The organism is Sphingomonas sp. PR090111-T3T-6A (assembly GCF_000383095.1).
Lineage (GTDB): Bacteria > Pseudomonadota > Alphaproteobacteria > Sphingomonadales > Sphingomonadaceae > Solisphingomonas.
This window is the reverse complement of sequence record NZ_AORL01000013.1, coordinates 44,192-67,067: the sequence shown is the minus strand read 5'-3', so window position 1 is coordinate 67,067 and position 22,876 is coordinate 44,192. Positions and strand designations below refer to the sequence as shown.

General features: G+C 69.3%; 20 protein-coding genes. 17 read left to right on the top strand and 3 right to left on the bottom strand.

The annotated features are described in order from the left end of the window. Positions 1-4 precede the first annotated feature (4 nt). Together ST3T6A_RS0106480 and ST3T6A_RS0106475 are read right to left on the bottom strand one after the other, a co-directional pair. Positions 5-1,054 (bottom strand): class I SAM-dependent methyltransferase, encoded by a 1,050-nt coding sequence (locus ST3T6A_RS0106480; RefSeq protein ID WP_051103402.1) that lies wholly within the window; start codon positions 1,052-1,054, stop codon positions 5-7. Between the two features lie 369 nt (positions 1,055-1,423). Next, the gene (locus tag ST3T6A_RS0106475; protein WP_019832094.1) at positions 1,424-2,236 is read right to left on the bottom strand and encodes a phytanoyl-CoA dioxygenase family protein; all 813 of its coding nucleotides are present in this window, start codon (positions 2,234-2,236) and stop codon (positions 1,424-1,426) included. A gap of 437 nt (positions 2,237-2,673) precedes the next feature. On the opposite strand from ST3T6A_RS0106475, the gene ST3T6A_RS0106470 reads away from it, so the two are divergent. From ST3T6A_RS0106470 to ST3T6A_RS0106455, 4 genes are all read left to right on the top strand, one after another. Beyond that, complete coding sequence (locus ST3T6A_RS0106470) at positions 2,674-4,002, top strand: amidohydrolase family protein (protein WP_019832093.1); 1,329 nt, start codon at positions 2,674-2,676, stop codon at positions 4,000-4,002. After that, positions 3,992-5,125: a dipeptidase gene (locus ST3T6A_RS0106465; RefSeq protein WP_026359485.1), complete on the top strand. Its 1,134-nt coding sequence runs from the start codon at positions 3,992-3,994 to the stop codon at positions 5,123-5,125. The genes ST3T6A_RS0106470 and ST3T6A_RS0106465 overlap by 11 nt, the downstream gene beginning before the upstream one ends. Before the next feature lie 4 nt (positions 5,126-5,129). After that, positions 5,130-6,086, top strand: coding sequence for an ornithine cyclodeaminase family protein (locus ST3T6A_RS0106460; RefSeq protein ID WP_019832091.1), 957 nt, complete (start codon positions 5,130-5,132; stop codon positions 6,084-6,086). A 227-nt stretch (positions 6,087-6,313) separates the two neighbouring features. After that, positions 6,314-7,624, top strand: a complete 1,311-nt coding sequence (locus ST3T6A_RS0106455; protein ID WP_019832090.1) for a cation:proton antiporter — start codon at positions 6,314-6,316, stop codon at positions 7,622-7,624. A 13-nt stretch (positions 7,625-7,637) separates the two neighbouring features. Here the strand turns inward: ST3T6A_RS0106455 and ST3T6A_RS22125 are convergent, their stop codons facing one another. Then, the gene (locus tag ST3T6A_RS22125) at positions 7,638-7,769 is read right to left on the bottom strand and encodes a hypothetical protein (RefSeq protein WP_019832089.1); all 132 of its coding nucleotides are present in this window, start codon (positions 7,767-7,769) and stop codon (positions 7,638-7,640) included. A 261-nt stretch (positions 7,770-8,030) separates the two neighbouring features. On the opposite strand from ST3T6A_RS22125, the gene ST3T6A_RS0106440 reads away from it, so the two are divergent. The 13 genes from ST3T6A_RS0106440 to ST3T6A_RS0106385 all read left to right on the top strand — a co-directional run bounded on the left by ST3T6A_RS0106440 (position 8,031) and on the right by ST3T6A_RS0106385 (position 22,874). Beyond that, on the top strand, positions 8,031-8,804 hold the full coding sequence (locus ST3T6A_RS0106440; protein ID WP_019832087.1) for a hypothetical protein: 774 nt from the start codon (positions 8,031-8,033) through the stop codon (positions 8,802-8,804). After that, the gene (locus tag ST3T6A_RS19485; protein ID WP_235785745.1) at positions 8,804-9,448 is read left to right on the top strand and encodes an RNA polymerase sigma factor; all 645 of its coding nucleotides are present in this window, start codon (positions 8,804-8,806) and stop codon (positions 9,446-9,448) included. The genes ST3T6A_RS0106440 and ST3T6A_RS19485 overlap by 1 nt, the downstream gene beginning before the upstream one ends. Beyond that, positions 9,435-10,397, top strand: coding sequence for a FecR family protein (locus ST3T6A_RS19480; protein WP_019832085.1), 963 nt, complete (start codon positions 9,435-9,437; stop codon positions 10,395-10,397). The genes ST3T6A_RS19485 and ST3T6A_RS19480 overlap by 14 nt, the downstream gene beginning before the upstream one ends. Continuing rightward, positions 10,394-12,724: a TonB-dependent receptor gene (locus ST3T6A_RS0106425; RefSeq protein WP_026359496.1), complete on the top strand. Its 2,331-nt coding sequence runs from the start codon at positions 10,394-10,396 to the stop codon at positions 12,722-12,724. Before ST3T6A_RS19480 ends, ST3T6A_RS0106425 begins: the two co-directional genes overlap by 4 nt. 104 nt (positions 12,725-12,828) lie before the next feature. Beyond that, the gene (locus tag ST3T6A_RS19475) at positions 12,829-13,992 is read left to right on the top strand and encodes a glycosyltransferase (protein ID WP_019832083.1); all 1,164 of its coding nucleotides are present in this window, start codon (positions 12,829-12,831) and stop codon (positions 13,990-13,992) included. A gap of 12 nt (positions 13,993-14,004) precedes the next feature. Continuing rightward, complete coding sequence (locus ST3T6A_RS20775) at positions 14,005-14,367, top strand: hypothetical protein (protein WP_019832082.1); 363 nt, start codon at positions 14,005-14,007, stop codon at positions 14,365-14,367. Then, positions 14,368-14,937 carry a hypothetical protein gene (locus tag ST3T6A_RS20770; protein ID WP_019832081.1) on the top strand — a complete coding sequence of 190 codons (570 nt, stop codon included), beginning with the start codon at positions 14,368-14,370 and terminating at the stop codon, positions 14,935-14,937. Next, on the top strand, positions 14,934-15,446 hold the full coding sequence (locus ST3T6A_RS0106410) for a DUF2141 domain-containing protein (protein ID WP_019832080.1): 513 nt from the start codon (positions 14,934-14,936) through the stop codon (positions 15,444-15,446). Before ST3T6A_RS20770 ends, ST3T6A_RS0106410 begins: the two co-directional genes overlap by 4 nt. A gap of 94 nt (positions 15,447-15,540) precedes the next feature. Continuing rightward, the gene (locus ST3T6A_RS0106405; protein WP_019832079.1) at positions 15,541-16,218 is read left to right on the top strand and encodes a response regulator transcription factor; all 678 of its coding nucleotides are present in this window, start codon (positions 15,541-15,543) and stop codon (positions 16,216-16,218) included. A 2-nt stretch (positions 16,219-16,220) separates the two neighbouring features. Further along, positions 16,221-17,543, top strand: coding sequence for a sensor histidine kinase (locus ST3T6A_RS0106400; protein ID WP_019832078.1), 1,323 nt, complete (start codon positions 16,221-16,223; stop codon positions 17,541-17,543). After that, complete coding sequence (locus ST3T6A_RS0106395; protein WP_019832077.1) at positions 17,540-18,841, top strand: TolC family protein; 1,302 nt, start codon at positions 17,540-17,542, stop codon at positions 18,839-18,841. Before ST3T6A_RS0106400 ends, ST3T6A_RS0106395 begins: the two co-directional genes overlap by 4 nt. Further along, positions 18,838-19,860, top strand: a complete 1,023-nt coding sequence (locus ST3T6A_RS0106390) for an efflux RND transporter periplasmic adaptor subunit (RefSeq protein ID WP_019832076.1) — start codon at positions 18,838-18,840, stop codon at positions 19,858-19,860. Before ST3T6A_RS0106395 ends, ST3T6A_RS0106390 begins: the two co-directional genes overlap by 4 nt. Continuing rightward, on the top strand, positions 19,860-22,874 hold the full coding sequence (locus ST3T6A_RS0106385; RefSeq protein WP_019832075.1) for an efflux RND transporter permease subunit: 3,015 nt from the start codon (positions 19,860-19,862) through the stop codon (positions 22,872-22,874). Before ST3T6A_RS0106390 ends, ST3T6A_RS0106385 begins: the two co-directional genes overlap by 1 nt. The last annotated feature ends 2 nt before the right edge of the window (positions 22,875-22,876 follow it).

Here is a 22,876-nt window from a genome sequence, read left to right as displayed (position 1 = left end):
GGGTCTAGCCGGCCTTGGTGATAATCAGGCCGAAGCAGGTGGTTATGAAGCCGTCCATGCCGACCTTCAGATGATAGGGCTGGCCGAGGCCGACGCTGATCGCCTCCAGCGCGCCGTCCTGCCAGGGCGGCAGATCGATGAAGCGATCCAGCGGCTTGTCGCCCGGGTCGAAATCGAAGGGCGCGACCTGGTGCCCTTCCTCGCGAAGCTCCTCCGCCAACTGCTCGAAATGCTGGCGCTGGAACAGCACGGAAGGCCAATTGTCGACGGTCGGGCCGTTGGGATTGATGTTAAATTCGGTGGTGTGCACGGCCATGCCGCCGGGCCGCAGCGTCTTCAGCGAATTGCGGACGAAATCCAGCCCCTGCTGGATCGATCCCAGATGCTCGAACGCGCACATCGACCAGCAGAAATCATACCCGCCCAGGTCGTCCGGAATGGCATTCATGTCGACCGCACGGAAATCGACGAGGCGGTCGAAGCTCTCCCGGTCCACCAGCGCCGGGTGATAGGCCGCTTCCTTCTCCGCGGCATGTTGGCGCGTGTTCGACCAGTCCATGGCGCGGCTGTCGTCCGCCGGCAGATCGGTGGTCATCACCTCCACGCCGTGGGACGCGAAATAGCTCGCGAAAGGCTCGCTCCCGCATCCGAAGCCGAGGCCCCGCTTGCCCGCCTGGAGATGCCCGTTCTCGTAGACCGCCTGCAGGACATAGGCGAGTTCCCAGAGCTTCCGGTGGAACAGCACGGGGATCTTGAGTTCGCTGCACCAGTGCGCCAGCCAGTCGCTCTCGATGTCCGCCTGCGTCGACGGCTTGCAATACAGCCCGACATGGCGCGCGCTGGTTTCGGTGCGCACCGGGAGCGCGGCCGACATCGATCGCGCCAGGTCATAGCCCATCGTCTTGATGTTGAGGGCCATCAGATCGATGTTGCGTGTCAGCATGGTGAGGGCATTGATGTTCGGCTGCAACTTGTCGTTCAGCAACGCGACCAGCATTTCGAGCTTCTCATGCTCGCTCGGCTCAGGCGGCTCCGGGGGCTTGGGCTTCCCCATCAGCCCCCGAAAGATGTTGGGGAACCTCATCATACCTCACTTGACACAACGCATCGCCATTCGCACGGCTCCGCGCCCGAGACAAGCGCTTGAGCGCCGCTCACATCGCTGCCCACAGAATAGATGCAAAGACAGCCATACAAGAAAAGCCGCCTACAAACTTCACGAAATCCTGCACTGATTGAACGCAGAATTAATGGACGAACTTTTCGCGATCAATCGTCAACATCGCTCAAGCACGTCGAATTGCGAGAGACAGGCCCTCGGTGGAGCTTCAAGGGACTCGACAACAGGATGATCCCGTCAAACCGACGGATATCTTGCGGCACACGGCCACGACATGGCGATTCCCGCTTTCATTCCCGCGCGTCAATAACCGCGCCGATCGGACGCCGCCAAACCCGGCAAGGGTGCGGGAACCCTGCTCAACATGCGCTTGAGTGCGATTTCCAGGCTGCCGAAGCGGCTGAAATGGATGATCCACGCCTTGCGGCTCGCGGCCGTCTCGTTGCGGCCGGCATAATGGAGCGTTCCCGGCGTGTGGATCGTGAACCCGCCGGCACGCACGGGACAGGCGACGCGCGGCGCGTCCGGTCCGGGGCTCGCGGCCCATCCGCTGTCCCCACGCGCACGGATGAAGGATTCGTGCTTGAGCAACGGCTGCCGATGGCTGCCCGCCACGAACTCCATGCAGCCGTTGCTCGGCGTGGCGTCCTGAAGGGGTATCCAGAAATGCAGCCGGTCCCCGCGAAGAAATCGCGGGAGATGGCGGAAACGGGTGAGCGCCGCATCCTGATGCCAGGGGGTGACCGACATGTTGAAAGGGCTTTTCACGATCGCATGATCGAAGGCGCGTGTAACCGGTCCGGTCATGGACTGTGCAAATGCGGTACATTTACGGAATAGCGAGGTGCGCTCCAGCGCCGGGTTGAGCGAGGCGGCATAGAGAATCTCGGGCTGGTCGATCCCCTCGCCCGCGGCGGTCGCCATGTCGCGCGCGACGATGCGTTGCCCGCGCCGCCGGGATTGCTGGAGGCTGGAGAACTCCCGGAACAGCTGGTCCAGCAAAGCCTCCGCCTCGCGCAGATCATCCGGAGAGAAGATATCCTCGACAACGGCAAAACCGTTCCGGGAAAGCGAGGCCAGCGCCTCACCGGGCGACGAGTCATGGCGTGGAGCCATATGGGTTACGCTATCCAACGTCATCGCACTGAGGCATGGTTAACCCGGCTCGTTCACCGGTGACCAGCCCGTCGCGGCACGCCGTGCATAATGCAGGACCAGTTTCGCCCTGCTCACATCGCCCTTTCGCCGTGAAAGAATGGCCACTGAGGCGAGGCCCGTCATCGCTCCATCGCAGCTCATCCACCGTCAAGTTGAAGTGAGCAGATGGGGAAGCAAGCGGCAAGCTCTGCCTCGGCACGGCTTAAGCTCCGGGCGTCTATGATCCACGACCCGGCACCGGCCGACCTATTCCCCGGACGTCATGAAATCTCCGCGCCTCTTGCGATCCAGGCGCGATGACTATCAAACAGGCTTGGGGGACCGTGCGGGAGAATATCGTGGGGATATCGGGAAGGGGTTTTCTTCGTCTGCTGTCTGGCATCTCGTTGTGCGCATTGGGTCTGACGTTCGCAGGGGCTGCCGTCGCGGCGGCGGGGGACGGCGCCACGCTCTACAGCGATGCCACCGTGATCGACGGAACGGGCGCACCGCCGCGCCCGCATCAGGACATTCTCGTGCGCGGACAGCGCATCGCCGCGGTCGCACCGCATGGGACGATCGCCGGGGCCGGCTCTGCGCAGCGGGTCGATGCGACCGGACGCTTCATCATCCCCGGCCTGATCGACAGCCATGTCCATCTCGCCACGCCGCCCGATGCCGCGCGCGCCAAAGCGGTGCTGCGGCGCAATCTCTATGGCGGCGTCACCGCCGTGCGCGACATGGCGGACGATCTGCGTTCCGTAGGCGAACTCGCGCGCGAGGCGCTGGCCGGCGAGATTCCCGCGCCCGACATCTATTATGCCGCGCTGATGGCCGGCCCGCCCTTCTTCGAAGACCCCCGCGTCCAGCAGGCGAGCCTCGGCGTGAAGCCGGGCGCCGCGCCCTGGATGCAGGCGATCGACGACCGGACCGACCTGCGCACCGCCGTGACGCTCGCGCGCGGAACCTCGGCGACGGCGATCAAGATCTACGCCGACCTGCCCGCCTCCCTCGTCAAGGGGATCACCGAGGAAGCGCATCGCCAGCATATCCTGGTCTGGGCGCACAGCGCGGTGTTCCCCACCCGCCCCGCCGACGTGATCGCAGCCGGCGTCGATACGGTGAGCCACGTCTGCTATCTCGCCTATCAGGTCGAGCCGGTGATGCTCGCCTCCTATGAGGATCACACGCCCGTCCATGAGGCCCTGTTGGCGGCGAAGGGCGACGATCCGGTAATCGCGGGCCTGTACAAGGCGATGCGCGAGCATGGCACCATTCTCGATGCCACCGGCAGCCTGTTCGTGCGCCACGATACCGAGCGCAAGGCCCACCCCGATCGCAAGCCCCTGCGCTGCACCGGGTCGACGACCACCCGCCTCACCCGACAAGCCTGGAAGGCAGGCGTGCCCATCTCCACCGGCACGGACAACAGCCATGGCCCCGACCATGACTGGCCCGAGGTGGATGACGAACTCGTCTTCCTCGCCCGCGATGTCGGGATGCCGCCGCTTGAGGTGATCCGTTCCGCCACTCTGATCGGCGCACGCGCGGCCGGGCAGGATCGGGACATGGGCTCGGTCGAGCCGGGGAAGCTCGCCAATTTCGTGGTGCTCACCGCCGATCCGCTGGCGGACATCGGCAATATCCGCAAGATCGACAGGGTGGTGAAGCGCGGGCGGGCCTATCCCCGCAGCGATTACCGGCCGACCACGCGCACGGAAATGGGGGATGGCGATGACGATTGACCGACGCGATTTCATGACGCTTGCCGCCGGGACGATGGCGCTGGAGGCGGCTTCCGCGGCGGTCGCCGCCTCTCCCGCAGAGGCTCCGATCAGGAACTGGATCGTCGTGAATGCGCTGGGCGGGCTTGGCGACCCCAACCATCCGTCGGACAGCCTCGTCCCCGATCTCGGCCCGCGCGTGCTGGCCGAGGCCCATGCGTCGGGCCTCACCATGGTCAACGTCACGCTGGGCTATGTCTCGGGGCCGGACGATCCCTTCGAAGCGAGCGTCCGCGACATCGCCGCGACCGACCGGCTGATCCGCGACCATGCCCGCGACGTGACGAAGATCCTCACCGTCGCGGACATCCGCCGTGCCAAGGCGGAGGGTAGGATCGGCCTGCTCTACGGTTTCCAGAACGGCGCGATGATGGGGAAGGACGCCACCCGCGTCGACATCTTCGCCGATCTGGGCGTGCGCGTGTTCCAGCTCACCTACAACCCCGCCAACCAGATCGGCGACGGGTCGATGGCGCCGGAGAACCGGGGCCTGACGCCCTTCGGCCACGAGGTGATCGCAAGGGCGAACGACCGGCGGGTGATGGTCGACCTCTCGCACAGCGGCGAGCGGACGTGCCTGGAGGCGGCCCGCGCCTCCCGCGCGCCGATCTCGATCAACCACACCGGCTGCCGGGCGCTGGTCGATCTGCCGCGCAACAAGACCGACGCCGAACTGCGGCTGGTGGCGGAGCGGGGCGGCTTCGTCGGCATCTATTTCATGCCGTTCCTCAACGCCTCCGGCCATGCCCGCGCAGAGGATGTGGTGGCGCATATCGATCATGCGGTGAATGTCTGCGGCGAGGATCATGTCGGCATCGGCACCGACGGAAGCGTCACCCAGATCGACGACCTCCACGCCTATGAAGCTGCGCTCGCCCAGGAGATCGCCAAACGCCGTGCGGCGGGGATCAGCGCGGCGGGCGAGCGGCCGGACACCTATCCCTTCGTCGTCGACCTGCGCGGGCCGGACCAGTTCCGCAAGCTCGCGCGCCTGCTGGAGGCGAAGGGCTATCCGCCGCACCGGGTGGAGAAGATCATGGGGCAGAACTTCCTGCGCTATGCCGAAACCATATGGGGCGCCTGAACGGATGATCGTCATCGGAGCGGAAGAGGTCGCGCGCAGGCTCGATCATCGCATCTGCATCGGGCTGATGCGGGATGCCATGATCGCCCTGTCGGAGGGGCGCACGCAGCAATTGCTGCGCGGGATCATCGATCTGGGCGGCGGCGACGCCTTCGGCGTGATGCCGGGCGCGATGGAGGGGGCCGGCTTCGGCGCCAAGGTGGTGAGCGTCTTCCCCTCCGCCGCAGCACACGGCCGTTCGCATCAGGGCGCGATCCTGCTGTTCGACCGGGAGACGGGCGCGCCGGTCTGCGTCATCGACGCGGGCGAGGTGACGGCGATCCGCACCGCCTGCGCGTCGGCCGCCGCGACCGATGCGCTGGCGCGCGCCGACGCCCGCCGCCTTGCCATCCTCGGCACCGGCGAGCAGGCCTGGCAACATGCGCTGGCGATCCGCCATGTCCGCCCGCTCGACGGGATCGTGCTGTGGGGACGCTCGGCCGAGAAGGCGCAGGCGCTCGCGGCCCGGATCGCGGAGGCGACCTCGCTCCCCGTCGACATCGCCTCCAGCCCGGCCGATGCGGTGCGCGATGCCGACATCCTCTGCACCACCACCGCCGCGCGCGAGCCCATCCTGCACAGCGACGAGGTGGCGGACGGCACCCACATCAATCTCGTGGGATCGAGCCGCGCAGGGCCCGTGGAGATCGACGGCGCGCTCGTCCGGCGCGCCCGCTTCTTCCCCGATCATCGCGAGGGCGTGCTGGCGCAGGGTGCGGAATATCTGAAGGCGAAGGAGGCGGGCCTCATCGACGAGGCGCATGTCCTGCCCGAGATCGGCGCGGTTTTCGCGGGCACGGCACCCGGCCGCCGCCATGCCGGGGAGGTGACGATCTACAAATCCCTCGGCTCGATCGTGCAGGATCTCGCCAGCGCCGCGTATCTCTATCGCCAGTCGAGGCCCGACTCCGCCCCCCGCTGATCGCATGGACGGGCCATGATCGGCATTCATTAATGTAGGCACGTTACTACCTTGTGCCCCCTCCGCAACAGGTCGCTGTCTCCGGTCAAAAATCGTGCCGGCAAGGCGGTTTTCCGGCCTGAAATGACTTGCCGGCCCCGATCGGTTTCGCCTCTCTGACGACAAATCCGCCCGGCTGGACCAGCGATGTCAGCGCTGTCCGGAAGCGGCGATATCGGGAGTGGGGCATGACCTTGGCTCAATTGAGCGTCGCTTTCTTCATGCAGATGTTCGTCATCCTCGCTGCCTGCCGCGCGACGGGCTGGGCGATGAAGCGGCTGTTCGATCAGCCGCAGGTGATGGGCGAGATGATCGCCGGCGTGATCCTGGGGCCGTCGCTGTTCGGCCTGCTGGCGCCCGGCGTGCAGGAGATGGTCTTCCCCAAAGACACGAGGCCGGTGCTCTATGTCTGCGCCCAGCTCGGCGTCGGCCTGTACATGTTCCTCGTCGGCCTCGGCTTCCGCACCGATCATTTCAGGCTGAATGCCCGGAGCGCGGTGGCCGTCTCACTGTCCGGCATGATCGCCCCCTTTCTGGTGGCGATCGCGCTCACCCCGTGGCTCCTCAACCTGCATCTGTTCGGCGCCGGCATCACCCCGCCTCAGGCGATGCTGTTCATGGGCGCCGCGATCTCGATCACCGCTTTCCCCGTGCTGGCGCGGATCATCCAGGAGCGCGGCCTTGCCAGAACGCCGCTCGGCTCGCTGTCGCTGTCCGCCGGCGCGATCGACGATGCCGGTGCCTGGACGGTGCTCGCGATCGTGCTGGCGAGCTTCGGCGGCGGCCCCGGCGTCGCCATGAAGGCGATTGCCGGCGGCGGGCTGTTCGCGCTGTTCATGATCGGCCTGGGGCCGAAGCTGCTCGCCCCGCTCGCCCGCCGGGCGGAGCGCGAGGGCAAGGTCACGCCGCCGATCCTCGCCATCGTCCTCATGCTGTTCATGCTGAGCGCCTGGGCGATGGACGGCGCCGGCCTGCACTCCGTGTTCGGCGGCTTCCTGCTCGGCGTCGCCATGCCGCGCGGGCTGCTGACCCGCGAAATCCGCAAGCAGCTCGAACCTTTCGCCGTCGGATTGCTGGTGCCGATGTTCTTCACCTTTTCGGGGCTGAACACCCAGCTCACCATGGTCAACAGCTGGAGCCTCGCCGCGATCGCCACGGTCATCCTCGTCGGATCGGTCGCCGCGAAGGGCGTCGCTTGCTGGGGCGCCGCCCGCCTCACCGGGCAGGACAATCCGACGGCGATGGCGCTCGGCGCGCTGATGAACTCGCGCGGGCTGATGGAGCTGATCATCATCAATATCGGCCTTCAGAAGGGCGTCATCGGGCCGGCGCTGTTCTCGATGCTGGTGGTGATGGCGATCGTGACGACGCTGATGACATCGCCGCTGTTCGAGGTGGTCTACGGCCGGAAGGCGCGCGCCAGCGGGGAACTCGGCCAGCTCAGCGAGGAGGAGGACGAGGTGGCGCTCACACCGTCTTCCGCCATCCAGACCGCCTGAGCGAGCGCGCCGCCTACGCGTTGCGGCGCATCGCCCAGATCAGCAATCTGGCGATCGCGATGCGATAAAGGCAGAGCTGCTCGTCCGGCCAGCCACAGGCGGTCGGGACACGCCGTTTCGGGCGTTTCAGGAGATACTCACCCATTGGCGCGGCTCCGCGAGAGTCGATAGTCGACGGTCAGCCCGGCGGGGCGGACCGGCGCGACCGCCAGCATCGCTGCTACACTCATCCGATATCCGATCCCGATCGACATCCGTCACCCTCACCCGATGCAAAGCGAGACGTCGGCCGATCGCGGAATCCGCAGCCCGGTGCATCGGCGCAAACCGACTGCGGGTCCGGGGGGCAGCCGGCGTCTTATCCCCGTCGGCGGCCGAGAGGCTGGCGACGACCGGGGGAACAGCCATGGGCAGGATCGAGCATTGGGTTGCCGCCTTCATCATGATGACCGCCTTCGCCACTCCGCTCCGCGCGCAGGGGCCGCTATGGCCTGCGTCGACGAGCGGATGGTCGCTGGAGGCCGTGCTGCCCATGCCGGCCCAGCCGCGATGGACGCCCCTGCCCGATGCCCGGGCGACGCTCCATGCATCGTCGATGGCCGATCCGTGGTCGATGATCGGCGGGGACGGCTCTCATGTGCGCCGGCGCAGCGTCGCGTTCGATCTCGGCGATGCCGCCGCCTCCATCGACGGACTCCACGAGCGCCTGACCACGGACGGCGTCACCAGCGCCAGGCTATGGGCGTTCGGGCTCCATCTCGACTGGCCGGTGACGGTTGGAAACAGCCTGTCGGTGGGGCTCGCGCAATCCTTCGCGAAGAAGGCACAACCGCCATGGCTCGTCGCGCGGTCGCATCTGTCCACCTCGTCCAGCACGATGGAGATGGCGTGGCTGCACGACGATCGCTGGCGGTTCAGCCTCGGCTGGCATCAGACCAGCGGAACGAACGCCGCGAACGGCGCCGAACGGATGGCGGAACTCGCCAATGGAGCGCCACTGCACGAAAGCGGCGTGCGAGCCGCGCTGGCCCTGCTTCCGATCGGCGACGATGCCGGCGAAGCGCCTATGCTCGGGATCGAGACACGCTCGGAAACCATTGCGAAGGACGACCTGGCATGGATCGGCAGCGGCCGCCGGCAGGACAATCGCCTGTCGATCTTCCTGCGAACCCGCTTCTGATGGCCACGGTCACCCGCTTTACCGCCGGCACCACCCGCGCCTATTCTGCGCGCCTGTCGGGTACGGGCGGGAGGAGCGGCATGGCGGAAGGACCGCTCGCCGAGATGTTCATGATCCATCGCCCAGCCCTGCTGCGCTATCTGCGTGCCCGGGGTGCCGGCGACGAGGCGGACGATCTGCTTCAGGAATTGTGGATCAAGCTGGATGCCGGGAGCGAGAGCGCCGCGATCCAGGATCAGCTCGCCTATCTCTATCGCATGGCGCACAACCTGATGCTCGATCGGCGGCGCAGCGCGGCACGGCGGCAGGGCCGCGAGCAGGTCTATCATGAGGCCATTCGCGGATCGGACGGCATGAGCGACGACGCGCCGGGCGCCGAACGCACGCTGATCGCGCGCGACAGGCTCCGTCATGTCGACCTCGCGCTGTCGGCGCTCGGCACGCGCGCCGATTTCATCTTTAGGCGATATCGCGTGGAGGGCATTCCCCAGCGCCAGATCGCGGACGAACTCGGCATCACGGTCAGCGCCGTGGAAAAGCATCTCCAGCGCGCCTATCGCGCCGTCGCGGCGGCACAGCGGCGCTATGTCGAGGACAGCGCCGCCGATCCCGCCAACAGGGAGGCAGAGGATGACGCCCGCTGAGCGCCAGCGCCACGAACAGGCGCTCGACTGGGTGCGCCGCATCCAGGACCCCGACTTCGCGGACTGGGAGGGCCATGCCCTCTGGCTGGAGAGCGATCCGGCCAATCCGGAGGCCTTCGATACGGCCTCGCTGCTGATCGAGGACGCGGCGGAGGGACTCGAACCGGCGCGCGCGCCCGCGCCGGCCATGCCGGTCAACGACAATGCCACGGCGCCTTCGCCGGCCGTCGGCTGGCGGCGATGGACCGCCGGGCTGGGCCTTGCAGCAGCCGCATCGATCGCGGGGCTCGTCGCGATTCCGGCGCTGCTTCCGGGCGGCGGGCAACCCTATGCGATCGCCACCGCGCCGGGCGAGCATCGCACCGTGGCGCTCGGCGACGGCACGCAGGTGGCGCTCAACGGCGACAGCCTGATCCGTCTCGACAAGGCGAAGCCCCGCCTCGCCATCGTCGAGCGCGGGGAGGCCTTCTTCACGGTCGTGCACGATGCGGCCCATCCCTTCGAGGTGCGGGCCGGCGACACGACCTTCCGGGATGTCGGCACCGCCTTCGATGTGATACGCACCGGCGACAGCACCGAGATGGCGGTTCGCGAGGGGGCGGTGATGGTCGATCCGGCAGGCATGGCGTTGCGCCTGGATGGCGGCCAGTCGGTTCGGATCGCGGCGGGCGGCGCGATCGTGCGCAACGCCGACCCGCAGACGATCGGAAGCTGGCGACAGGGCAGGCTGCTCTATCGGGACGCCGTCCTCGCCGATGTCGCCGCCGATCTCGCCCGCAGCATCGGCCAGCCCGTGAGCGTCGACGGCGCGATCCGTCAGCGCCGCTTCAGCGGGGTCATCATGATCGATCGGGATCGCCCGCGCATGTTCCAGCGGCTGTCGGCGGTGATGGGCATCGCGATCCTGCGGGACGGTGCCGGTTGGCGGATGGCGCTGCCCGCCCGGTGAGGCCCGCCGTTCTGGTCGCCGCGTGCGGGGCGGTGGCGGTGCCCGCCGGCGCGGCGGCGGCCGGCCCCGTCGCCTTTGCGGTGCCCGCAGGCCCGCTGCGCTCGGCGATCGTCGCGATCGGCGATCAGGCGGGCGTCACCATCGGCCTCACCGACAATGCGCTGGGTTCGATCCCCGTGCGGGGCGTGCGCGGGACGATGAGCATCGCGAAGGCGCTCTCCCGGCTGCTCGCGGACACGCCGGCGCGCTTCGTCCAGATCGACGCGCAGACCTTCCAGATCCTGCGCGCAACGCCCCCCGCCCGCCCCGAGCACGCCGCCCCGCCGAAGCACCTGCCCCCGTCGGGCATGCAACCCGCCATCGTCGTCACCGGCAGCAAGCGGGCGGAGACGATCGACGACTATGCCGGCAGCGTCGCGCTCGTCGATCCGGGCGACCTGCGCCCCGGCCGGCTGGCGCGCGGATCGGATGCGCTCGTCGAGCAGTTGCCGATCCTCTCCTCGACGCATCTCGGGCCGGGACGCAACAAGCTCTTCATCCGCGGCGTGGCGGATTCGAGCTTCAACGGGCCGACACAGGCCACGGTGGGGCAATATCTCGGCGAGGTGCGCCTGAACTACAGCGCGCCCGATCCCGATCTCGCGCTCTACGACATCGCCTCGGTGGAGGTGCTGGAGGGGCCGCAGGGCACGCTCTACGGCGCCGGATCGCTCGGCGGCGTGGTGCGGCTGGTGCCGACGCCACCGGATCTGTCGCATGGCCTGCTCTCGATCGCGATGGGGGGCTCGATCACCGCACGCGGCGCACCGGGGTTCGACGGAGCCACCATCGTCGACCTGCCGCTGGTGACCGACCGGCTGGGTATCCGGGCCGTAGGCTATGGCAGCGTCGACGGCGGCTATATCGACGATCCCGCGCGCGGCCGCTCCGACATCAACCGGACGACGACCCGCGGCGGCCGCGCCACGCTCCGTTTCCGGCCCGCCCCCGACTGGACCTTCGATCTCGGCGGCGTCCTCCAGAATATCGACAGCCTCGACGGCCAATATACCGAGCGGGACCTCCCATCCCTCTCCCGCCGGAGCGTCATCGCCCAGCCTTTCGACAATGATTATTCGCTGGTCAGCTTCGTCGCCCGCCATACGGCGGGGGCGACGACCTTCGTCTCGGCGACGTCGGCGGTGTTCCACGATGTCGGCTCGACCTACGACGCCAGCCCCTCCCCGGCGCAGCCGATGCGCTATCATGAGGATGATTCGATCTTCCTCCTCACCAACGAGACGCGGCTGTCTCATCGCGCCGGCAATGGCGGCGGCTGGGTCGCCGGCGCCGAGCTGCTGCGCAGCACCGATCGGCTGACCCGCACGCTCGGGCCGGTCGGCGCCGAGGGCAGCCTCTCGGGCACGAGCAACACGGTGGAGCAGGCTTCGCTCTACGGGGAGGCGACGCTTCGCCTCGCGCGGCGCTGGTTCGTGACCGGCGGCGCGCGGCTGGGGCTGACGCGGCTGGTCGGCGACGTGATCGACCGCATGCCGGCGCAGGCGGACAACGACCGGCGGCGCCATGACCGCTCCCTGCTGCCTTCCGTCGGCATCGTCTGGAAGGCGGCCCCGCGTCTCTCCTTCTATGGGCGCTATCAGGAAGGCTATCGGCAGGGCGGCCTGTCGGTGCAGGCGAGCGGCACCCAGCGCTTCGAGGCGGACAGCCTCGCCACCTGGGAGCTGGGCGTGCGCACCGGCAGCGCCGCCGACCGCTTCGGCGCGACACTGGCCGGTTCCTACGCCCATTGGGAGGACATCCAGGCCGATCTGATCGACGCGGCCGGCCTGCCGTTCACCGCCAACATCGGCTCCGGCCGGATCATCGGCCTCGAATTTCAGGGGCATTGGAGGCCCACCGCGCACCTGACCCTCGAAGGCGCGACATTCCTCAGCGACAGCAGCCTGTCGCACCCCGCCCCCGCCTTCGCGGCCGAGAAGGACGCATCGCTCCCCAATATCGCCGACGTGACCCTGCAGGCCGGCGCGCACTATACGTTCATGATCGCGGGACGGCGGATCGAAACGAGCGCCTCGGTCCGTTATGTCGGCCACTCGCGGCTCGGCGCGGGGACGGCGATCGATCTGCGCCAGGGGCGCTATGCCGATGTCGCGCTCGGCCTGACCGCCCCCGTCGGCCGGACCACCCTCTCGCTCGACGCGACCAACCTGCTCGATGCGCGGCGCAACATCTTCGCGCTCGGCAATCCGTTCGGCGTCGCCGCCGGCCGGCAGGTCACGCCGCTGCGTCCGCGCACCATCCGGCTGGGAGCCGCCTTCTCCTTCTGACACGCGGCGACTGCGGGTCGATCGATCGGGCGGCGTCATGCGGTTATGCGAACCGCATCCCGCCCGCTCCCGTCCCGCACGATTCCGATCGCGGGCGGCGCGGCATGAGCGGCACGCCCCGCATCCTCTGCTTCCTGCACACGACCGGAGAAGGGGGCGTCGAACGCACCGCCCTCCGCCTCTGCCGCGCATGGCGCAACGCCGGGGCGGACGTCCAGATCGTGCTCGGCCGGGACGACGGCGACGCGGATCTCCGGGACATGCCGCCACTCTTCCTGACCAGGCCTCCCTTCGCGATCGGCTGGATCGAGACGCTGTGGATGCTGCTCTGGCTGCCGGCCCTCATCCGTAACAAGCAACCGGACATCCTCTTCTGTCCGGGGAACAGCTACACGGTTGTGGCGGTTGCGCTGAAGCTGTGGCTCGGCCGGCGCTGCCCGCCGGTGGTCGCCAAGATCAGCAACGATCTCCAACGGTCCGACCTGCCATGGCCGGTGCGCCTTCTCTATCATCGCTGGTGCCGCCTTCAGGGGCGCATGATCGATCATTTCATCGCGCTCTCCCCGGCGATGCGGGACGAGGCGGTGGCGATCCTGCAACTCCCCTCCGCACGGATCAGCATCCTTCCCAATCCCGTGCTCGATGCCGCAAGGCTGGCCAGACTGGTGCGCGCGGGCGAAGCGGCGCGCGCCTCCCGCGGCGTGGGGCGACGCTTCCTCGCCGCCGGCCGCCTCGTCCGGCAGAAGGACTTTGCGACGCTGATCGAGGCGTTCGCCATGGCCCACGCGCCCGAGGACCGGCTAACGATCCTCGGCGACGGCCCCGAGCGCAACCGGCTCGAAGCGCTGGTGGGAAGGCTCGGGCTGGGCGACCGCGTTGCCCTACCCGGGCTGGGCAGCGTCGAGGAGGCAATCGGGCGGAGCGACATCCTCCTCCTCTCCTCCCGCTACGAGGGCGTGCCGGGAATCGTCGTCGAGAGCATCGCCGCCGGCCTCCCCGTCATCGCGACCGACTGCTGCGCCAGCATGGCGGAGCTGCTGGGCGGGCACGGCACCCTCGTTTCCGCTGCCGGGCCCGGCGCCATGGCGCTGGCCATCGCGGTCGCCCGCCTTCCCGAACCCCGCGACGACAGCGCCCGCTGGGCGGCCCGCTACGACGCGCATCGGAGCGCGCCGGCTTATCTCGCCCTGTTCGCCCGCCTCGCCACCCGCCCGCAGGACAGCCCCGCCTACGCGACGCAGGGCGTCGTCGACATAGAAGCCGCCTGATCCGGAGACAGCGTGCAGACCGGCACTTCCATCACCTCCCCCGCCTTCCCCATCGCATGGGACCCCGAGGAACTTCGCGAACGGACCATCGGCTGGCGCGGCTGGGTGTCGCCCGTCATCTCCGTGGGCGTCCTGCTGGCGGCGCTGACCCAATTGCGGACGCTCGATCTCGGGCATCTGTCGGCGATGCTGCCGGTGCGCCCAGCCTTCTGGCTGGCGCTGGCCGGAGCCTATCTCGCGCTGCCGGTCAGCGAATGGCTCATCTATCGCCGCCTGTGGTCTCTTCCGCTGTCCGGGCTGATCCCGCTGCTGCGCAAGCGCATCTCCAACGAAATCCTGCTCGGCTATTCGGGCGAGGTCTATTTCTACGCCTAGATGCGGCGGAGACGGAGGCTGTCCGCGGCGCCCTTCGGCGTCATCAAGGACGTGTCGGTGCTGTCGGCGCAGATCGGCAATCTCGTCACGCTGGCGATGCTGGGGCTGGCGTGGCCGGCGCTCGGCACACTCCAGCTCGGCCAGCATGGGCGCGCGCTGCTCCTCTCCGCCATGGTGGTGGTCGCGATGTCGCTTCCGGCCATGCTGTTCCGGCAACGGCTGTTCACCCTCGCGCGCGCCGAACTCAGTCGGATTTCGGCCGTGCACCTCGCAAGGATCGCGGCATCGCTGCTGCTCTCGGCGCTGGCGTGGCACGAGGCCCTGCCCGCCGTCACGCTCAGCTGGTGGGTTGTGCTCGCGGCGCTGCGCCAGCTCCTGTCGCGGCTTCCGCTGATGCCCAACAAGGACATCGTGTTCGCCGGCCTCGTCACCTATCTGATCGGTGCGCGCGGGGATCTCGCCGATGTCGTGGCGATCACCGCCTCGCTCATCCTGCTCACCCATCTCGTCCTCGGCGTCGTCCTCGCGCTCGCCGACCTGCTGACGCCGCCAGCAGAACCGGCGCGATGATCCGCGTCCTCCCGCTTCTCCTGCTCGTCGGGGCGGCGCCGATCGCGTCGAGCCCAAGCCTCGGCACTGCGGAAGGGCGTTGCCGCCCGGACGAGCCGGGGCCAGCCATCCTCATCAGCCCGCTCGGCCTCAAGGACCGGACAGGGACGCTGCGCGCCGAACTCTTCCCGCCCGATCAGGCCGGCTTCCTCGCCGACGACAATGTGCTGGTCGCCGCGCACAAGACCTTCCGCCGCGCGATCATCCCCCTGCCGGCACAGGGGCCGGTGCGTCTCTGCATCCGCGTTCCTTCGCCCGGCGCCTATACGCTGGCGCTGACTCACGACCGGGCCGGCAAGCCGAAGTTCGATTTCTGGCGCGACGGCATCGGCTTTCCGGGCAATCCCCGCATCGGCCACGCCGCACCCCCGGCCGCCGAGGCCCGAATCCTCGCCGGCCCCGGCCTCACCCGAACCGCCATCATCCTCAACTATCGCCGGGGCATCCTCGGATTCGGGCCGCTCGGCTGACGCCGCTCCCCGACATTGGGAAATTGTAAGGCCCGCAACCCCACGATCGCCGCTAAGAATCCTCCCGCACCCAAGATCATGCAGAAGGCACGCCATGCGGGTTCTGATCGCCGAGGATGACGAGGCCACCGCCATCTTCACGGCGCGCGGACTTCAGGATCTCGGCCATGTCACCACCATCGCCCCCACCGGCGACGAGGCGCTGCGGCGCCTTTGCGGCGAAAGCTACGACGTGGCGGTGCTGGACCGGATGCTGCCCGGCATCGACGGCCTGAGCCTCCTACAACAAGCCCGCGCGAACGGGTGCAGGACCCCGGCCCTGATGCTGACCGCCCTCGGCCGGATCGAGGATCGCGTCGACGGGCTGGAGGCCGGCGCCGACGACTATCTGGTCAAGCCCTTCGCGCTCTCCGAGCTGGCGGCGCGGCTGAACGCGATCCTGCGGCGGCAGAGCGCGGGCGACGATCCGACCAGCCTCTCCGCCGGCCCGCTGACCATGGACCTTCTCCATCGCGAGGTGGCCTGTGCCGGGCGCGCCATTCCGCTCCAGCCCCGCGAAATACGGCTGCTGGAGGAGATGATGCGCCATGCCGGCCGGATCGTCACCCGCACCATGCTGCTCGAAACCGTGTGGGGCTTCCATTTCGATCCCCAGACCAACCTCGTCGAGACGCATATGAGCCGGCTGCGTGCCAAGCTCGCGCTCGGCGGCGCCAGGGACATCATCGAGACGGTGCGCGGCGCCGGCTATCGCCTGCGCGTCGAGGACTGACGATGGTTCGGAGCGCCGCCTACCGGATCGCGATCGTCTATTCGGCCGCCTTCGCCGCGGCGGCGATGGCGCTGGGCGGCGGCGTCTACTGGGCCGCGCACGTCGCGCTGCATCGCCAGCTCGACGATCGCATCGCCGCGGAGATGAGTTCGCTCATCAGCGAATATCGGGGCGAAGGCGCCGCCAGCCTGCGCATGGTGATCGCCCGGCGCGAGAATGCGCGGGCCACGGGCGATCTCGGCTATGCGCTCTTCGCGCCCGACGGGAAGCGCGTGGCCGGCCTGCTCGACACGGCGCGGCCCGACACCGGCTGGAGCAGCATCGCCTTCGTCGATCCCGGCGAAGGCGACGACACCGCCCGCGCGCTCGCCGTCGATCTCCGCAATGGCGAACGGCTGGTCGTCGCCGCCGACTGGGAGGAGGTGACCGGCACGGAGCGCCTGATCCTCTCGCTGCTCGGGTTCGCCCTCGTGGCGATGCTGCTGATCGGGACGGCGGGCGCGCTGCTGCTCGGCGCCTATCTGCGGCGGCGGCTTTCGGCGATCAGCACGGCGGCCGAGCGCATCATGGCGGGCGACCTCCATCGCCGGGTCGCGATGAGCCCGCGCGGCGACGAGTTCGATCGCCTGTCGGCCGCGCTCAATGCCATGCTGGACCGGATCGGCGAGCTTCTCGACAATCTGCGGCAGGTGTCGAGCGACGTGGCGCACGATCTGCGCACCCCCCTCACCCGCCTGCGCAACCAGCTTGAGGAAGGCCGTCGCCCCGATGCCGGACCGGAGGTGATCGAGCGCGCCATCGAACAGAGCGACGAGGTGCTGGCCCTGTTCGGCGCGCTGCTGCGCCTGTCGGAGATCGAAAGCGGGCGGCTGAACGAGACGTTCGGTCCGGTCGATCTCAGCCGGCTCGCGACCGATATCGGCGAGAGCTATGCGCCCGCCGTCGAGGATGAGGGCCGCACCTTGATCTGCCGGATCGATCCCGCCGCCAGCGTCACCGGCGACCGCGAGCTGATCGCGCAGGCGCTCATCAACCTGCTCGACAATGCCCAGCGCCACACGCCCGAGGGGACGGCGATCCGGCTTTCGCTCCGGGTCCGGGAGGATCGGGTGCGGCTGGAAGTGGCGGACGACGGACCGGGCGTGGCCGAGGCCGATCGCGGCCGCATCACCCAGCGTTTCGCGCGCCTCGAGGCGAGCCGGTCCCGGCCGGGCCATGGGCTGGGGCTCAGCCTCGTCGCCGCGATCGCGCGCATCCATGGCGCGAAGCTCGTGATCGGCGACAATCGCCCCGGCCTGATCGTCGCGCTGGAGTTCGGCCGGTGAGGCGTGCCGTCCTCCCTCTCCTGCTGCTGGCGGGCGCCTGCCAGCATTATGCGCCGGCCCCGCTCGCGACGCGCGCGCCGCTGATCGGGCACATCGCCCCCGGACATCCGCTCGGCATCGATGAGGTGGTACGGCTCGCGCTGGAGAATAATCCCGATCTCAAGGCCGCGCGCGCGAAGCGGGGCGTGGCCGACGCCGCGCTGATCCAGAGCGGCATCCTGCCCAATCCCTCGCTGGCAGGCGCATTCCTGCCGCTGGTGTCCGGGGTCGGCGTGGCCTCGGCGTGGAGCGTCGGGCTGTCGACCGACGTCAAGGCGCTCGTCACCTATCGCTCCCGGCGGCGCGCGGCGCGCGACACGGCGGGGCAGGCCGCGGCCGATCTGCTGTGGCAGGAGTGGCTGGTCGCGGGGCAGGCCCGCCAGCTCGCAGCCGATCTCATCGCGGCACGACGGCAACAGCAGTTGGCGGATGAGGCCTTCCGCCTCCTCTCCGCGCGCGATCAGGCGATGCGGACGGCCCTCGCGGCGGGCGACGTCACGCTGGTCACGGCCTCCCCCAGCTTCTCCGCTCTTCAGACGGCGCGGGGCACGCTCGACACGATCGACCAGCGCCTGCTCCAGCTCCGGCATCAGCTCGACGCGCTGCTCGGCTTCGCGCCCGACATCGAGCTGCCGCTGGTTCCGGCCGTCGCGCTGCCACCTTTCGATCCGGCGGCGATCCGGGCATCGCTCGCCACGCTGCCGGAGCGGCGGCCCGATCTGCTGGCGCTTCGTCTCGGCTATGCCGCGCAGGAGGAAGGCGTGCGGCAGGCGATCCTCACCCAGTTCCCCGATCTGGTGCTCGGCGGCTCGGCCACCAGTGATTCCAGCAAGGTCGTCAATGTCGGCCCGGAAGCGACCATCGGCCTGCCGATCTTCGATCGCGGACAGGGCACCATCGCCGCCGCCCGTGCCACCCGCGCCCTGCTTCAGGCCGAATATGCCGCCCGCCTCGCCACCGCGACGGGCGAAGCCGGCGCGGCGCTCGCCGAGATGGAGCAGCTTGAACGCCAGCTCGTCGTCGCCCGCGCAGCACTCCCCGCGGCGAGGCTGGCGGCGGAGCACGCGCAAGCCGCCCGCGGCCGGTCCGCCATCGAGGAGACCGCCTATGTCGATCTCATCGCCACCCGCTTCACCAGAGAACAGGATGTCATGGCGCTCGAAACCGCGCTGATGGACCGGCAGATCGCCTTGCAGACGTTGATCGGCGCCGGCCTGCCCACCGTGGATACGCTCCCGGCGACGGAGGCCGCCCGATGAAACGGCCGCTGGCCCTCGCCATGATCGCCATCCTGAGCGGTTGCGGAGCCGAGCAGCCGGGCCATGCGCCCGATGCCGGCGTGGCCGTCTCCACCATCACGCCCCGGCAGGGCAGCATGCCGCGCTGGCTGACGGCCTATGGCAGCGCCACCCCATCCTCCTCGGGCACCCGGACGCTGAGCATCCCCCAGCCGGGGCAGGTCGCCGCCCTGCTGGTGACGGCGGGCGCGCACGTCCATGCCGGCCAGCCGCTCGTCCGCTTCGCGGTCGCACCGTCCGCCCTGTCCGGCTACGAGGCCGCCTCGACCACGCTCGCCGCCGCCCTCCGGCAGCGCGACACCACCGCCCGCCTGCTCGCCCAGCAGCTCGCCACGCGCGACCAGCTCAGCCAGGCGGACAAGGCCGTGGCGGATGCGCGAGCCGCGCTCGACGCCCAGCGTCGCGAAGGCGCAGGTCAGGCGATCCAGATCGTGCGCGCGCCGTTCGGCGGCATCGTCACCGCACTTCCCGTCGCAGCCGGTGATCGCCCCCAGCCCGGCGCCGCGCTCGCGACCGTGGCGCGCGAAGGAGCGATGATCGCCACCGCCGGCATCGATCCGTCCGAACGCGACCATGTCCGCCCCGGCCAGACCGCGCGCCTCACCCGCCTGAGCGGCGGCCCTGCCATCGCCGCGCGGGTGCTGCGCATCGATGGGCAGCTCAATCCCGCCACCCACATGATCGATGTCGATCTCGGTTTCCCGGCCGGCGCCCTGCTCCCCGGCGAGGCGGTGAAGGCCGAGATCGCAACGGGCGCCAGCATGGGCTGGGCCGTCCCCCACGCAGCCGTCGTCACGGATGATGACGGCGCCCACGTCTTCCAGATCGCGGGGGGCCGCGCCAAGGCCGTTCCGGTCGCCATCGTGCAGACATCCGCCATGCAGGATGTCGTGCAGGGGCCGCTCGATCCCAAGCGGCCGCTGATCGTGGAGGGCGCCTATCAGGTCGAGGATGGCGGCGCCGTCCGCGCGGCCCGCTGATGCGCTTCGAAGCCCTGATCGAGCGCCAGTCGCGCGCCGTGCTGGTGATCGCGCTGGCGTTGACGCTCGCCGGGATCGCGGCGGCGCTGTCGCTGCCGATCGGCCTTTTCCCGCAGGTCTCCTTCCCGCGCGTCGTGGTCGACCTCGACGCCGGCAGCCGCCCCGCCGACCAGACGGCGATGCTGGTGACCCGCCCGGTCGAGGATGCGCTGCGCACCATCCCCGGCGTCGCCAACGTCCGCTCCGAGACGACGCGGGGATCGGCGCAGATCTCGATCGATTTCGGCTGGGGCCGCGACATGGTGGCCGAGACGCTGATGGTGGACAGCGCCATCGCCCGCGCCCTCCCCACCCTGCCCGCCGGCACCGCCTATAATGTCCGCCGCATGGACCCGACGGTCTTCCCGATCATCTCCTATGCGCTGGTGTCGGACCATCCCGATGCCGTGACGCTCCGGGACTTCGGCCTCTATCAGATCACCCCTCGCCTCTCCTCCATCCCCGGCCTCGCCCGCGTGGATGTTCAGGGCGGAGATACGGCCGAGGTGGAGGTGCTGGCCGATCCGCAGCGGCTGGCGGCGGCCGGTCTGGCCATGCCCGATCTCGCCGCCGCCATCCGCAGCGGCAACGTGCTGAGCGCGGTCGGCCAGGTGCAGGATCGCGGGCGCCTCTCGCTCGTCATCGCCGATCGCAGCCTGACCGGCGCGGGGCAGATCGGCGACATCGTCGTCAAAACCACCCCGCAGGGCGTGGTGCGCGTGAAGGATGTCGCCACCGTCCAGCGCGGCGTCGTGCCCGTCTGGCAGCGCATCGTCGAGGACGGCAAGCCCGCCGTCCTGCTCAACATCTTCGAACAGCCCGACGGCAACGCCGTGAAGATCGCCCACAGCGTCGCCCGGCGGCTGGCCGGGCTGCCGCTCCCGCCGGGCGTCCGCCTCGTCTGCTGGTACGATCAGAGCCAGCTCGTCACCCAGTCAGTGGCAAGCGTGCGGGATGCCGTCCTGATCGGGCTGGTGCTGGCGGCGCTGGTGCTCTTCCTGTTCCTCAAGAGCTGGCGCGTGACGCTGATCGCGCTCCTCGTCGTGCCGGCGACGCTGGCCGCCACGGTGCTGGTGCTGAGCCTCGCCGGCATGAGCTTCAACATCATGACGCTGGGCGGCATCGCCGCCGCCGTGGGGCTGCTGATCGACGACGTGATCGTCATGATCGAGCATATCGCCCGCCGCGCCGCTGCCGCCGGCCGGGACGCCGTGCTGCTCGCCGCGCGCGAGTTCATGAAACCGCTGACCGGATCGAGCCTCGCGACGCTGATCGTCTTCCTGCCGCTCTCCTTCCTCACCGGCGTGACGGGCGCCTTTTCCAAGGCCCTGTCGCTGACGATGGCGGCGGCGCTGGCGATCAGCTGGGCGATGACCGCCTTCGTCGTGCCCCTGCTCGCCCGGCGGATCGTCGATTTCGCCGCCTGGCACGATCCGGCGGCCGATCGCGAGAGCTGGCTCGACAGGCACCATGCCCGTGCGCTCGATCGGCTTGGGGCTAGGCCGTGGCTGATCGCGGTGGCGGCATTGGCGCTGCTGGTGCTCGGCGCGCTCGCCTGGTCGAAAGTGCCGACCGGCTTCATGCCCAAGGTCGACGAGAGCGGCTTCGTCATGGACTATTATACCAGGCCCGGCACGTCGCTCGACGAGACCAGCCGGGAGATGGCGGAGGTCGATGCCATCCTGAAAGCCGATCCGGATGTCGCCACCTTCTCGCGCAGGCTCGGCACCGGCCTCGGCGGCGATCTCGGCCAGAGCTATCACGGCGATTATTTCGTCCGCCTCAGGCCCGGCCATTCGCGATCGACCGAGGAGGTCATGTCCGACGTGCTGGCCGAGGTGACGGCGAAGGTGCCCGGCGTGGACGTCGAGCTGGCGCAACTCATGGAGGATCTGATCGGCGATCTCACCGCCGTGCCGCAGCCGATCGAGGTCAAGCTCTTCGCCGCCGACCCCGCCCCCCTGCGCGCCGAGGCCGAGAAGGTCGCCGCGCTCATCGGCAAGATCGACGGCGTGGTCGAGGTGAAGAGCGGCCTGCAACTGGCGGGCGACGCGCTCGACGTGAAGATCGATCCCGTGCGGGCCGGCTTCGAGGGCGTGACACCTGCGGATGTCGAGACCGCGCTCAACGACGCGCTGACCGGCGCGGTCGCCACCTCGCTTCCGCAGGCGGACAAGATGGTCGACGTCCGCGTCCGCCTCCCCGACGCGCTGAGCCTCACCGAGGACGAATTGGCCCGCCTGCCGATCCGTGCGGCCGACGGTCATGTCCTTCCCCTTGGCCGCGTCGCGGAGGTCGTGCGCGTCACCGGCCAACCCCAGATCGCGCGGGAGAATCTGGAACCGCTGGTCGCCGTCACCGGTCGGATCGAGGGACGCGGCATCGGCTCCGCCATCGCCGACGTGAAGGCCGCGCTGGACAAGCCCGGCGTGCTGCCGCCCGGCGTGCGCTACGAGCTGGGCGGGCTCTATCAGCAGCAGCAGATCGCCTTTGCCGGGCTCGCCCGGGTGTTCGCCGCCGCGCTGATGGCGGAGTTCGTGCTGCTCCTGCTCCTCTATCGCCGCTTCGCGACACCCGCGATCATCATCGGCTGCTCGCTCTTCTCCACCCTCGCGGTGTTCATCGCGCTATGGCTGACAGGGGTGGAGCTCAACATCACGGCGCTGATGGGCATGACCATGATCCTCGGCATCGGCACCGAGATGGCGATCTTCTACATCTCCGAATATGAGGCGTTGAGCGGCACGCTGCCCGCCGCCGAAGCCGCCCGCACGGCCAGCCGCAACCGACTGCGCCCGATCACCATGACGACGCTCGCCGCCATCCTGACGCTGCTGCCGCTGGCGCTCGCCATCGGGCAGGGGTCGGGCATCCAGCAGCCGCTCGCCATCGCCATCATCGGCGGCCTGCTGCTCCAGTATCCGCTCGTCCTGCTGGTCATGCCGGGATTGGTGCGCTGGGCGGACGCCTACTGACC